Annotated in this window: 10 protein-coding genes; 8 read left to right on the forward strand and 2 right to left on the reverse strand. The window is 35.1% G+C overall.

From position 1 onward, the window contains the following. Nucleotides 1-101: 101 nt before the first annotated feature. From NCCP28_RS06300 to NCCP28_RS06315, 4 genes are all read left to right on the forward strand, one after another. On the forward strand, nucleotides 102-1,418 hold the full coding sequence (locus NCCP28_RS06300) for an extracellular solute-binding protein (RefSeq protein WP_248560552.1): 1,317 nt from the start codon (nucleotides 102-104) through the stop codon (nucleotides 1,416-1,418). 65 nt (nucleotides 1,419-1,483) lie between these two features. Further along, a complete protein-coding gene (locus tag NCCP28_RS06305; protein WP_248560553.1) occupies nucleotides 1,484-2,362 on the forward strand; it encodes a carbohydrate ABC transporter permease in 879 nt (292 codons plus the stop codon). Between the two features lie 17 nt (nucleotides 2,363-2,379). After that, on the forward strand, nucleotides 2,380-3,276 hold the full coding sequence (locus tag NCCP28_RS06310; protein ID WP_248560554.1) for a carbohydrate ABC transporter permease: 897 nt from the start codon (nucleotides 2,380-2,382) through the stop codon (nucleotides 3,274-3,276). Nucleotides 3,277-3,488: 212 nt separating this feature from the next. Continuing rightward, complete coding sequence (locus NCCP28_RS06315) at nucleotides 3,489-4,154, forward strand: YesL family protein (RefSeq protein ID WP_248560555.1); 666 nt, start codon at nucleotides 3,489-3,491, stop codon at nucleotides 4,152-4,154. A gap of 387 nt (nucleotides 4,155-4,541) precedes the next feature. On the opposite strand, the gene NCCP28_RS06320 is transcribed toward NCCP28_RS06315, so the two are convergent. Beyond that, nucleotides 4,542-5,717, reverse strand: coding sequence for an ROK family transcriptional regulator (locus tag NCCP28_RS06320; RefSeq protein ID WP_248560556.1), 1,176 nt, complete (start codon nucleotides 5,715-5,717; stop codon nucleotides 4,542-4,544). Between the two features lie 472 nt (nucleotides 5,718-6,189). Here NCCP28_RS06320 and xylA point away from each other — a divergent pair, with 472 nt between their 5' ends. The 3 genes from xylA (at nucleotide 6,190) to NCCP28_RS06335 (ending at nucleotide 10,125) form a co-directional block, all read left to right on the forward strand. Beyond that, nucleotides 6,190-7,521 carry a xylose isomerase gene (gene xylA, locus NCCP28_RS06325; RefSeq protein WP_248560557.1) on the forward strand — a complete coding sequence of 444 codons (1,332 nt, stop codon included), beginning with the start codon at nucleotides 6,190-6,192 and terminating at the stop codon, nucleotides 7,519-7,521. Between the two features lie 93 nt (nucleotides 7,522-7,614). After that, nucleotides 7,615-9,114, forward strand: coding sequence for a xylulokinase (gene xylB / locus NCCP28_RS06330; RefSeq protein WP_248561108.1), 1,500 nt, complete (start codon nucleotides 7,615-7,617; stop codon nucleotides 9,112-9,114). A 27-nt stretch (nucleotides 9,115-9,141) separates the two neighbouring features. Continuing rightward, nucleotides 9,142-10,125 (forward strand): aldo/keto reductase, encoded by a 984-nt coding sequence (locus NCCP28_RS06335; protein ID WP_248560558.1) that lies wholly within the window; start codon nucleotides 9,142-9,144, stop codon nucleotides 10,123-10,125. 77 nt (nucleotides 10,126-10,202) lie between these two features. Here the strand turns inward: NCCP28_RS06335 and NCCP28_RS06340 are convergent, their stop codons facing one another. Continuing rightward, nucleotides 10,203-11,768, reverse strand: coding sequence for a glycosyltransferase family 2 protein (locus NCCP28_RS06340; RefSeq protein WP_248560559.1), 1,566 nt, complete (start codon nucleotides 11,766-11,768; stop codon nucleotides 10,203-10,205). A 251-nt stretch (nucleotides 11,769-12,019) separates the two neighbouring features. Here NCCP28_RS06340 and NCCP28_RS06345 point away from each other — a divergent pair, with 251 nt between their 5' ends. Continuing rightward, the gene (locus NCCP28_RS06345; protein WP_248560560.1) at nucleotides 12,020-13,015 is read left to right on the forward strand and encodes a LacI family DNA-binding transcriptional regulator; all 996 of its coding nucleotides are present in this window, start codon (nucleotides 12,020-12,022) and stop codon (nucleotides 13,013-13,015) included. The last annotated feature ends 110 nt before the right edge of the window (nucleotides 13,016-13,125 follow it).

Below are 13,125 nucleotides of genomic sequence, written 5' to 3' on the forward strand. Positions count from 1 at the left end.
AGTATTTTTTCTAATCGTTGTAGCCTTTTATGCCCTTTATTTAAATGTTAGACTTTGGTTGTAATTAAAAATTAATGAAATAGCTAAGGGGGTAGCAAAAATTGTTTAATAAGAAAGTATTTTCATCCATATTATCACTTGCATTAATTGTTGTTTTAGCCTTAACAGGATGTTCTTCTTCTACTTCATCCAATAATGAAAGCGCTTCAAACGGTGATAAAACAGTTGTTAAATTTATGCACTTATGGCCTGAAGGCAGTTCAAAGGCACAGTATACAATTGTCAATAATATCATTAAACAATATGAGAAGGATCATCCAGATGTAAAGATTCAAACAGAGATTTTAGGCAATGAACAATACAAGGACAAAATTAAAGTATTGTCAGCTTCCAATGAACTTCCAGATGTTGGAGTGACATGGGCAGCCGGCTATTTAGAGCCATTTGTTAAAGGAAATATGTTGGCGCCGCTAGATGATGTAATTGAAAGCAATCTTAAGGATTCATTTGTAGCAGGAACAACAGAAGCATATGCTTTTGATGGAAAAACTTATGGTCTACCTCTTGAATTGAATATTACTCCTGTGTATTACAATAAGGAAATTTTTAAGAAGTATAATTTAGAAATTCCACAAACATACGATGAATTTTTAAAAGTAGTTAAAACGTTAGTAGATAAAGGCGTGACGCCAATCACATTAGGAAATAAAGATCGTTGGACAGGTTCTATGTGGTATATGTATCTTGCAGATAGAATTGGCGGTTCTGAAACTTTAACCAATGCAATTAATCGTTCAGGCAGTTTTGAAGATCCATCCTTAGTAAAGGCAGCAGAGGAAATCAAAAAACTTGTGGATATGAAAGCGTTCGTTAAAGGATTTAATGGACTGTCCAATGATGAAGCAAAAGGATACTTTATGAATGAGCAGGCAGCTATGTATATGATGGCAACTTGGGAGCTGCCTAATTATACGACAAGTCCTGATGTTACGCAAGAATTTAAAGATAAAGTTGGGTACTTCAAGTTTCCTACATATGAAGGCGGAAAAGGAGACATCAACAGCTATGTAGGTGGACCTGGTGTGGGATTATTTGTATCAGAAAACTCCAAGGTAAAAGATCAAGCGAAAGATTTCGTCGCCTATTTAGTAAAAGAATGGGGCAAAAACTCTGTTAAAGATGCTGGAGTTATTCCGGCAACAGTTGTAGATACCTCTAATGGGGATCTAGATCAAATGTATATTGATATTCTTAATGATTTAGCAAATGCATCAAATCTTACTCTATATGCTGATGTGCAAATGAGTTCAAGTGTTGCCCAAGTTCATTTAGATATGATCCAATCATTATTTGGCGGTCAAGCAACACCTAAGGAATTCACCAAAAAACAAGAACAGGCTTTAGAAGATGACAAATAAAAACTAAGTTAGTAAGGGGGCGTTCTATATGCCCTCTTATTAATAAAGGGAAGGAGCTTGGAAGAATGAAAAACGTTATGTCCAATAAATTTGCAATTGCTCTATATGTACTTCCTTCGTTGCTTCTTATTCTAGTTCTGATTTATATTCCAATTGTATTAACAGGCTATTATGGCTTGATGGATTGGGATGGGATAGGACAAATGAAGTTTATCGGATTAGAGAACTATATCCATTTGCTTAAAGATAAGATGTTCTGGTCCAGTACGTATCATTCTATATTATTAGCTTTATTTTCCACTATCAGTTTAATTGCTTACTTGATCATCTCTATTATCTTAGCAAGCAAAATTAAAGGAGCCAATTTACTGAGAAAAATTTATTTAATTCCAATGTTATTATCTTCTGTTGCAATTGCCCAGCTTTGGCTGAAAATTTTTGATCCGACAAATGGAATGCTTAATAAGCTTCTTGAAATGTTTGGAGTAGAAAATACACCACTTTGGCTGGCTGATCCTAAATTAGTGCTGTTTGCCATCTTTATTCCAATTGTTTGGCAGTATGCTGGATTTTATATCATTATTTATTATGCTGCATTAAAAAACGTTCCTGAGGAAATTATTGAAGCAGCTAAAATAGATGGCGCCAATTCAGCTCAAATAGCGTATAAAATTAAACTGCCTTTAATATCAGGTGTAATTAAAGTGACAATTGTTCTTGCGATTGTCGGTTCATTAAAATATTTTGATTTAATTTATGTAATGACTGGCGGCGGACCTAATGGATCAAGTGAAGTTATAGCATCACTTATGTATCGTGAAGCATTTAAATCTTATAACTTTGGGTATGGAAGCGCCATTGGTTTTGCTTTGTTAGTAATATGTCTAGTTATGACATGGGTAATTAGAAAATTAACAGTATCTAAAGAAGATGTTCAGTTTTAAGAAAAGGAGGGATAAAGATGAGTGAGACTGTTACACAAAAACAAACAAAAACTACCTTATCTGCTTCGCCTAAAATCAAAAATTCTTTTGGCAAAAGAGTGGGATTCGGCATTCTTTACCTATTTTTGGGGATTATTGCTATATTTCAAATTTATCCATTGATTTGGCTATTTTTCTTTTCATTAAAAACCAATCAAGAGGTATTTGGATTGTCGCCATTTGCTTTGCCGAAAGATCCACAATGGGGTAATTATGTAAAGGTCTGGACACAAGGGAATATTAGTCTTTATTTTTTCAATAGTGTATGGATTACAGTAATTGCTGTTATCTTAACTGTAATCTTGGCAAGTTTAGCTACATTTGCTATTACAAGAATGTACTGGAAATCAAGTAAACTAGTACTTGGATTATTTATGGTCGGTATTATGATTCCTCTGCATTCGACCTTAATACCTTTATTTAGCTTTTTTAATAATTTACATTTAATTGATAATCCAATCTCCATCATCTTATCCTATACGGCATTTAATTTGCCGCTGACGATTATGATTTTGCTTGGTTTTTATCAAACGCTTCCACGGGAAATTGAGGAGGCAGCTGTAATGGATGGCTGTTCCATCCATCGAATTTTCTTCCAAATCACACTCCCGATGACGACGCCGGTGATGGCAACCATTGTCATTATCAATATGATTTACAATTGGAATGAATTCGTATTTGTGAATACATTTATTAGCTCAGATAAATGGAAAACGTTAACTGTTGGAGTGAATAACTTTGTTGGCCAATATTTGACAGATTGGGGAGCAATTGGGGCGACGCTAATGATCAGCATTATTCCAATATTAATTGCTTTTATTGCATTGAGCAATCGTATTGTGGAAGGAATTGCGGCTGGTTCGGTAAAAGGTTAAGCCAGTTGAGAAAAGATTCTGGCTCTATCTTTGATATGGATTTAGAAAATAGGATATTGTGTTCCAATTAAGCAATGATAGAGCATATAAAAAAAGGGTTATATGTCCAGCCATTGGTAAAATGGGCATAATATAAAAGTTGTTCCGGCAATTCAGGGACAATCTTTATGTACTTTGCAAATGGTAAAGAAGCAAAAAAGAGGTGATAAGGCATGGTAGGAAAATCACTGGGAAAACTTTTTACACTATGTGATTGGATAGCGAAATTAGCGTATATCAATCTATTATGGTTTCTTTTTATGGCTGCAGGATTATTTATTTTTGGATTTATGCCTGCTACAGCAGCATTATTTGCAATTGTCCGCAAATGGCTTATGAAGGAAACTGATATTCCTATTTGGAAAACTTTCTATACAGTATATAAAGATGAATTCCGAAAATCGAATATATTAGGACTGATATTGGCGGCTTGGGGTGCATTGATTTATGCTGATTTTCAATTCCTGCTAAGTACAGAAGGAGTTATCCGATTGGCAATGACCACCACGCTTCTTCTTATTGCCTGTTCGCATTTCATTATTTTAATCCTGATATTTCCGGTTTATGTGCATTATAATCTAACAATAATCGGCTACTTAAAATATTCACTGCTATTGGGCTTGCTGAACTTCCATATAGTGCTTTTAATCTTGGCAGGATTGTCAGCTGCTGTTTTCTTACTGTTGTATTTTCCAGGACTTATCCCAATTTTTGCTGCTGTTTCCATTTCATGCATACTAATGTCAGGTGGTTCTTATTGCATTATCCGAGTGCAGAAAAGACAAAATAAGCAGCAACTTTACAATACAAGCAGTAGAAAAAAGTATTTAATTGTTTAGATGATTTGTTTTTTTGATAAGTTCGAATCTACTGCTCAAAGAATTATCTGCAAAAGAGATAAAAAAGCACCAAAGTTTTTTAAACATGTCAGTTAAAAAACTTTGGTGCTTTTTGTTTTATATGCAGTCTATATGAAAGAATAGAAACACAATTTTATTCGTTAAAGAAGAGGAGTGGGAATACTCCTTTTTTAATTTTGCCTATTTTTGTATAACTTGCTGCTTTTTTAAACGCAGCCTGAATACACTTTGCCTTCCAGCAGGAGCATACAGTACATGTAGTCAGGCTGCTAAGAATCCTCTATTGGAATTTGGTTGTTTTTAACAATAAAATTTGAGGAAATAGCTTATTTTATTTGAAAACTTCTTGAAAATAATTAATTTTTCCTACTGTACTTGAAGTTTGGACTTAAGAAAATTCTCTGATGAAAAGGCTGACACACCTAAAGCAGAAATAGGAAGTGATAAATCTGAAAAATTAACGTTAATGTCTGTTTGGTGGAAAGGTAATGTGAATTTTTGTATTGTGTCCTGAACTTGGGGTTCAATCCATTTTTTAGCAGCAGCGAGACGATTTCCTATAATAATTTGCTGAGGATTAAACGAATGGATAATATTGATAATTCCATAGGCAAGATTTCGGCCGATTTCTTCTAATAATACAAGGACAGACTGTTCTTCTTTTTCTGCAAGCGACAATATCTCTCCTAAACTAATGTCCCCTTTATTTCCTAATTTTAATTCATTTGCTTTGGATAATAGCGATTGTTCAGAGGCATAAAGTTCCCAGCATCCTTTATTTCCGCAGCGGCACTGCATTCCGTTTTTATCGATTGTCATATGTCCTACTTCTCCTGAATGCCCATTAAACCCACTATAAAGTTCTCCGTTGATAATAATTCCTGCACCAATTCCAATCCCGACACTCACATATATAAGATTATCAAATTGCTGCCCAATTCCAAATTTTTTCTCTCCATAAGCACCTGCATTTGCCTCATTTTCGATAATAACAGGCAAATGGAATGCCTCTTCAATCTCTGCTTTTAAGGACACATTTTTCCAGCCAAGATTTGGAGCAAGCAAAACATCCCCTTCTTTATTGACTATTCCTGGCGCACCGATTCCAATTCCGACAATTCCATATGGGGAAGGGGGAGCAGCGTTTATTAGAAAAGAAATAACCTTTTTTACATGATTAAGAGTCTCTTCATAGGTAGTATTTTTGTATTTTTCATTTTTGCTGAAAACAACATTTCCTTGAAGATCTGTCAAGACTCCAAGTATATAGTTTACGCCAAGGTCAAGACCAATGGAGTAGCCGGCCCCTTGATTAAATAAAAGCATGACAGGACGCCGCCCTCCACTAGATTCTCCTGGACCGGATTCATAGATCAATTGCTCCTCAAGAAGTTCAGAAACTAATGATGAAACAGTTCCCTTATTTAATCCGGATTGTTGGGCGATATCAGCGCGGGAAATGGGAGAATGGTTAATAATTAAGTTCAATACGAGTGATTTATTTTCTTTTTTTACTAACTGCTGATTCCAAGTAACATGCATAATATGATTAAACCCCTTTTTGTCTTTTGTCTATTATTTTAATTTTATCACGAAAAAATGAATTTAATAATGAATATATAGTTATTATACACTTAGTTCGTCTAGTAAATAAACTAAGTTTAAAGAAAATATAAACTACTTCTAGAAAGAAGCTAACTATAAGCAAAGTATATTTACGAAATAATATTCCTAAAAGAAGCAATCAGTGATTTGTTCCATTTATGCCAGCCATATAAATAATGGAAGGCGCATAAGGTCTTTTCTGTTCGACGGTTAAGGCAGCTATTAAATTATGAAAAAACTTTGTTTATCCGCTAGACAAACAAAGTTTGTGTTGCTATAATAAGTTCATAGGAATTGCAGCTGAGAGGAGCATTTACATAGTAAATGAAAACAAGCTTTTTTCAGTAAGTTGTAAGCGATAACAAATTGGAAGTTGAAAAATATTTTAATTAAGTAGGAGGAAACTCACATGACTTATTTCCAAAATATCAACAAAATCAAGTATGAAGGACCAACTTCAAAAAATCCATTTTCATTTAAGTACTACAATCCAGAAGAATTGATTAATGGAAAAACAATGGAAGAAACACTGCGTTTTTCTGTAGCTTATTGGCATACATTTACTGCAGACGGATCAGATCCATTTGGTGTAGGAACAATGGTTAGACCATGGGATCGCTTTCAAGGATTGGATTTAGCCAAAGCTCGTGTAGAAGCGGCATTTGAATTATTTGAAAAGCTTAATGCACCTTTCTTCTGTTTCCATGATTCTGATATTGCACCTGAAGGAAATACATTAAAAGAAACGTATGATAATCTTGATCCAATTGTTTCTATGATTAAGGAATATATGAAAACAAGCAAAACGAAGCTGCTTTGGAATACAGCCAATATGTTTACACATCCACGATATGTCCATGGTGCTGCAACAACAAATAATGCCGATGTTTATGCTTTTGCTGCTGCAAAAGTGAAAAAAGGATTGGAAATCGGAAAAGAGCTTGGTGCAGAAAACTATGTATTCTGGGGCGGGCGTGAAGGATATGAAACATTATTAAACACAGATATGAAATTAGAACAAGATAATTTAGCTCGTTTCTTCCATATGGCTGTAGACTATGCAAAAGAAATTGACTTTAATGTACCTTTCTTAATTGAGCCAAAACCAAAAGAGCCAACAAAACATCAATATGATTTTGATGTTGCGACAGGACTTGCATTTTTGCAAAAATATGATTTGCAAGACTACTTCAAATTTAATATTGAGGCAAACCATGCAACACTAGCGGGACATACATTTGAACATGAATTAAGAGTTGCCCGCATTAATGGAATGCTTGGATCTGTAGATGCAAACCAAGGTGATACACTAATTGGCTGGGATACAGATGAATTTCCGACAGATTTATATTCTACGACACTAGCAATGTATGAAATTTTATTAAACGGCGGTCTTGGCAAAGGAGGACTTAACTTTGACGCTAAAGTAAGAAGAGCATCTTTTGAACCAGAAGATCTTTTCCATGCGCATATTGCCGGAATGGATGCTTTTGCAATTGGCCTAAAAGTAGCCAATAAACTTCTGCAAGACAGAGTATTAGAAGATGTAATCGCTGACAGATACAGCAGCTTTAAAGAAGGAATCGGCTTAGAAGTGGTAGAAGGAAAAACAGATTTCCGCAAGTTGGAACAATATGCATTGCAGCTTGGAGAAATCAAAAATGTTTCTGGTCGACAAGAAAGGTTAAAAGCAATTGTGAATCAATACTTATTGGAAACATTATCTACTGTGTCTGTATAACAAAAAACTGGAATTAATATAATCATAGAAGTGTGCTGGAAATGCAAAAAAATCCAGCACATTTTTTGAATAGAAGAAAAGAGGGTGAATATGATGAAGTATGTAATCGGTGTTGATCTTGGAACAAGTGCTGTGAAAATTTTGCTTGTAAATATGACTGGAGAGGTTGTTTTTGAAACATCAAAAGCATATCCATTGTTACATGAAAAATCAGGATATAGTGAACAAAATCCAGAGGAATGGATAGAGAAAACGATAGAAGGACTTGCAGAGTTGATCGAAAACTTTAATGGAAGTCCTTCAGATATTGAGGGAATTAGTTTCTCCGGACAAATGCATGGACTTGTTCTGCTTGATAAAGGAAAAAACGTATTAAGAAATGCCATTCTTTGGAATGATACAAGAACGACAGAGCAATGCAAGCAAATTTATGAAACAGTTGGAGAAGAGAAATTGCTTGCCATTACGAAAAATCCGGCACTAGAAGGCTTTACATTGCCTAAACTTTTATGGGTAAAACAATATGAGCCGGAAATTTTTGAACAAGCAAGTGTATTTATGCTCCCTAAGGATTATCTTCGTTTCTGTTTAACTGGCAAAGTACATAGCGAGTATTCAGATGCAGCTGGAACACTTCTTTTAAGTATAAGTGAAAAAAAATGGAGCAATGAAATTTGCAGCTTATTTGGAATACAGCCAGATATTTGTCCTCCTTTAGTGGAGTCTCATGATTTTGTTGGAGAAATTACCTCTGATATCGCAAGTAAAACAGGCTTAGCAGCAACGACAAAAGTTTTTGCTGGCGGCGCTGATAATGCCTGCGGTGCGATTGGAGCAGGCATTTTGTCTGAAGGAAGGACATTATGCAGTATTGGTACATCAGGAGTTGTTCTTTCTTATGAAGAAAAAAATGATCAAGATTTTCAAGGGAAAGTCCATTATTTTAATCATGGAGAAGAAAATGCTTATTATACGATGGGCGTAACATTGGCTGCAGGCCACAGTTTAAGCTGGTTTAAGGATACTTTTGCAAAGGATGAAAATTTTGAGAATTTATTAAATGATGTTGATTTAGTTCCAATTGGTGCAAATGGGCTTCTTTTTACACCATATTTAGCTGGTGAAAGAATGCCATATGCGGATGCGAATATTCGCGGCAGCTTTATTGGAATGGATGCTTCCCATAAAAGGAAAGATTTTGTTCGAGCTGTATTGGAAGGAATAACCTTTTCACTAAATGAATCGATTGAAATTTTCAGGGGAAATGGGAAAAAGATTGATACGATTATATCAATCGGAGGAGGAGCTAAAAACGAAGCATGGCTGCAAATGCAGGCAGATATTTTTAATGCGAATATTGTCAAACTTTCAAGCGAACAAGGGCCTGGAATGGGAGCGGCGATGCTAGCTGCATTTGGAGCTGGATGGTTTTCGTCATTAAAGGAATGTGCGGATAAATTTGTTTCAGCAGTAAAAACATATGAACCTGTTGCTGAGAATGCAGAACAATATCAAAAGCTATTCCGAATATATACACAAGTCTATCAGCAAACCAAATCAATCAATGATGAATTGCTACAATTTAGAAAGTAAAATGTACAGCTAATCTGGAGGTGTGTGATGAAATACAGAGATTTAGGGAATACAGGAATGAAGGTTAGCGAAGTAAGTTTTGGCACCTGGGCAATTGGCGGTGCCTGGGGGAAAACAAATGATGAAGAAGCATTAAAATCGTTAGACCGGGCGATTGGAGAAGGAGTCAATTTTTTTGATACTGCAGATGTGTATGGGGACGGCCACAGCGAAGAGCTTCTTGCAAAGGCAACAAAGGGAAAAGAAGATCAAATTCACATTGCTACTAAATTCTGCCGTAGGGGATATATTGCATCGAAAGAAAATTATTCATATGACAGTGTCCGCACATATTGTGAAAATAGTTTAAAGCGTTTAAATAGAGAGGCAATTGATTTATACCAGATTCATTGTCCGCCACTTGAAATTTTAAAAGATGGCAAAGTTTTTGAAGTGCTTGATAGATTGCAGCAGGAAGGAAAAATCCGGAATTATGGCGTCAGTGTTGAATCGGTTGAGGAAGGCTTAGTGTGTCTTAAAAATCCAAATGTGAAAGCATTACAAGTGATATTCAATGTTTTTCGTCAAAAACCATTAGAAAAGCTGCTGCCGGAAGCAAAAAATAATGGGGTTGGCATTCTTGTCAGGCTTCCTTTGGCAAGCGGACTGTTGACAGGGAAATTCAGGGAAGACCATAGATTTGAAGAAGACGATCATCGTAAGTTTAATGAAAATGGAGCTGCATTTAATGTAGGGGAAACTTTTGCAGGCTTGGGGTTTGCAAAAGGGAGAGAATTGGTCAATCAGCTTTTTTGGATTGCAGAGGGTAGAGGGTCAATGGCTGCTGCTGCTTTAAGATGGATTTTAGATCAAGAGGGGGTTTCTTGTATTATTCCTGGGTTTAAAAATGAACATCAAATTATGCAAAATTTGCGGGCGCTAGAGGAAAGACCGTTTACAGAGCAAGAATTGCAGAATCTGCGGGAATTTTACGAGCAAAAAGTGAAAGAACATATTCGAGGTCCATATTAAATGATTAAAAAAATAGACTTGTACTATCAAACAATTTGTTTTTAGTACAGGTCTATTCTAGTTAGAGGGCTGCCGTATTATTGAACTTTTAAAGCAAGATGCTGGTGAGTGGTTGTATAAAAATAAAAGTTTTTCTTATTTTTGCAAGAAGCCTTCATCTTTGTACTGGGCACCGCAATATGAATTTTTTGGTACTCCCTATAACGGAAAAAAACACTGTAAACGGAAGAATTGAATGCGTGCAGCCAAGAGATTGGCAATTCCACAGCTAAACCTCCAATTGGATAAGGTGGAAGTTTAAATACAAATTCATTATTAAAATTCTTTTGATCACGGAAGAGCAATTCGGCAGGAGTGTCTAGAAAATCACCAGCAATCTTAATATGCAAATAAAATTTATTGTCTAATGCGTGTGCTTCGATAAGTTCTGCATACATTGGAACTGGAATTAAATGATAAGGTTCCATTAGTGGAGTTATCATATATGGTTTATTGGCTTTCATAACATATTGTTTAATTTTTTCTTCTTTATGCCATTTGAAAAGTTCTTCTATTTTTTTATACTGTTTTTTTTGAAAGAGTTCGTAGCAAATATGATTAATTGGCTCGCTAACATAATTTGCAATATCATCATTAAGCTTTGCAGTCGTTTTTAAGATTTTGCGAAATGTACGTATATAAGCAATCTGTTTAAGCAAGTCTTTTGTTCTTTCAAGATAAGAGGGTGCATCGCTTCTTAAGGTATAGTATCGATGCATAAATTGATTAAAGCAATCAAATTCATATAACCGGTTCATTACCATTTGTTTTAATTGGGGATCGATTTTTTTTTGATGAAAATAATGTATTACTTTCATATTGCAATGCATTTTCTTTAAAACATTGGTTTGTTTGGTCAAAGAATGCTCATTGTCATCCAATCGGTTTAAGTAATAAATCGTGCTAGTTGTAGTAGAGATTTTTTTTGCATGTAAAAGATAGTCGATAAAAAACTGTTTGTCTTCTGCATATTTCATTTCAGGAAAGGCGAGATTATGCTTTTTTACAATACTAGATTTAATCATTCTCGCTCTTGGGCCTAAGTGATGAAAAATATGAGGAATAGAGATTGGCGATATACTTCGCCTATCGATGCATGATTCATGCTCTGCCATTACTTTTGGCTGCTTCATTCCCATTTTAATCGTTCTGCCGACCACATAATCATCGCCTGTTTCTTCCAGTACAGAATAGAGTTTTTCCAAACCTGTTTTTTCCAGCCAATCATCAGCATCAAGAAATGTTAAATAGGGAGCAGTGGCTAACTTCATACCAAGGTTTCTGGGAAATGCCGGATTTCCTGTATTGCTTTTTAGAAAAGCAAGGGTGATAGAGGGAAATTCTTTTGCATACTTTGTTAAAATATTGCGAGTGCTGTCTGTTGAGCCATCATCTATAAGTATATATTCTAGATAATCATGGCCGATAGACTGGTTCAGCACAGATTGCACAGTCTGATGGATGGTTTTTTCATTATTAAAAATTGGTGTAATAATAGAAACCAATGGCTTTTGTGGGGAACGATTACGCTGAATGATTTCATACGTCATCCTGCTTGTTTTGGGCTTTATTTTAATAGGTAAATTAAATGGAATAATATTCATCGCAACCCTTTCTTTCTCTATATTGTTATTTATCATTATTTATAGATTTTTCTTCCACTATACATGTAGGGATGAATTCTTTTGCAATATATGGCTGATTGAACTAAGCAGGCAATTATTATGGACATTCTTATTCTTCGACTAAGCTTTTTTTGCCTTTAATGCTAATAGGGATATTATAGTGAAAGTTTTTCCCGGAAAAATTGGTCATATAGTATAATAAAATTACTATTTATTTTATGGAGGGAATCATGACAACAATCGCAGATATCGCAAAACTTGCAGGTGTTGCAAAAAGCACAGTTTCCCGTTACTTAAATGATGGCTCTGTTAGTGAAGCAACCAAGAAGAAAATTGAGAGAGTAATTACTGAAACGGGCTATACTCCTAATGCATTTGCACAAAGTCTAAAAGCAAAAAATACGAATATAATTGGCACAATTGTTCCAAGGCTGGATTCTTATGCTACATCTCGAACATTAATTGGAATTGACGAACAATTAAAAGAGCTAAATTATCAAATGTTAATTTCTAACTCCAATCAGCATTTGGAAACAGAAATAGAAAATATTTATACATTGGCAAAACAAAAAGTTGCAGGCATTATACTGCTTGCGGCAGAACTAACAGAAATGCATTTAGAAGCATTCTCTAAAATAGATGTTCCGGTTTTATTAGTGGGGCAGCAGCATGAAAATATATACAGCGTAATTCATGATGATTATCATGCAGCATATGAGATGGGAAAATATATTTTGGATAAAGGGCATAAAAAAATCGCCTACTTAGGTGTAACGGAAAAGGATATTGCTGTTGGAGTGAAGAGAAAACAAGGATTTAAAAAAAGCATGAAATCTGCTTTAGACTGTGAAGTAAGGTATTATGAAACAAGCTTTAATATAGCTGAAGCTCTTGAAAAAGTTCCGGAAATTATTGATTCGTTTCAGCCTTCCATCCTTGTTTGCGCTACTGATAATATTGCACTTGGTGCGATGAAGGCAGCATCTATAAAAGGATTAAATATACCAAAGGATTTATCGATCACAGGATTTGGAGGCTATGAAATTACGGAAATGATTCATCCTGGTTTAACTACAGCTAAATTCTTTTATCGGGAGGCAGGACAGCTTGCAGCACGGAGTATTGTAAAGTTAGTCCGGACAGAAGAGGTGGAATTATTAAATGTTTCAAACTTTCAATTGATTTATCGAGAAAGCGTTGACAATTTAAGCTTGCTTAAAAAATAGCCAATCAGCCGAATATAGTAGACGTGATCAATCAATATCAAGAAGACATATTAGCAGTGCTAATCGAAGTGGGCTATTACCAATAAAGAGGAAAATGCTGCATTTTAACA

It is taken from the genome of Niallia sp. NCCP-28, from assembly GCF_023168165.1.
Taxonomy (GTDB): Bacteria; Bacillota; Bacilli; order Bacillales; family Cytobacillaceae; genus Niallia.

Bases quoted from the DNA above. Each gene is read 5' to 3' on its own strand.
- NCCP28_RS06320 (WP_248560556.1), bottom strand. From the start codon at position 5,717: ATGCATGTTACTTGGAATCAGCAGTTAGTAAAAAAAGAAAATAAATCA.
- NCCP28_RS06305 (WP_248560553.1), top strand. From the start codon at position 1,484: ATGAAAAACGTTATGTCCAATAAATTTGCAATTGCTCTATATGTACTT.
- NCCP28_RS06345 (WP_248560560.1), top strand. From the start codon at position 12,020: ATGACAACAATCGCAGATATCGCAAAACTTGCAGGTGTTGCAAAAAGC.
- xylB (WP_248561108.1), top strand. From the start codon at position 7,615: ATGAAGTATGTAATCGGTGTTGATCTTGGAACAAGTGCTGTGAAAATT.
- NCCP28_RS06310 (WP_248560554.1), top strand. From the start codon at position 2,380: ATGAGTGAGACTGTTACACAAAAACAAACAAAAACTACCTTATCTGCT.
- NCCP28_RS06335 (WP_248560558.1), top strand. From the start codon at position 9,142: ATGAAATACAGAGATTTAGGGAATACAGGAATGAAGGTTAGCGAAGTA.
- xylA (WP_248560557.1), top strand. From the start codon at position 6,190: ATGACTTATTTCCAAAATATCAACAAAATCAAGTATGAAGGACCAACT.
- NCCP28_RS06315 (WP_248560555.1), top strand. From the start codon at position 3,489: ATGGTAGGAAAATCACTGGGAAAACTTTTTACACTATGTGATTGGATA.
- NCCP28_RS06340 (WP_248560559.1), bottom strand. From the start codon at position 11,768: ATGAATATTATTCCATTTAATTTACCTATTAAAATAAAGCCCAAAACA.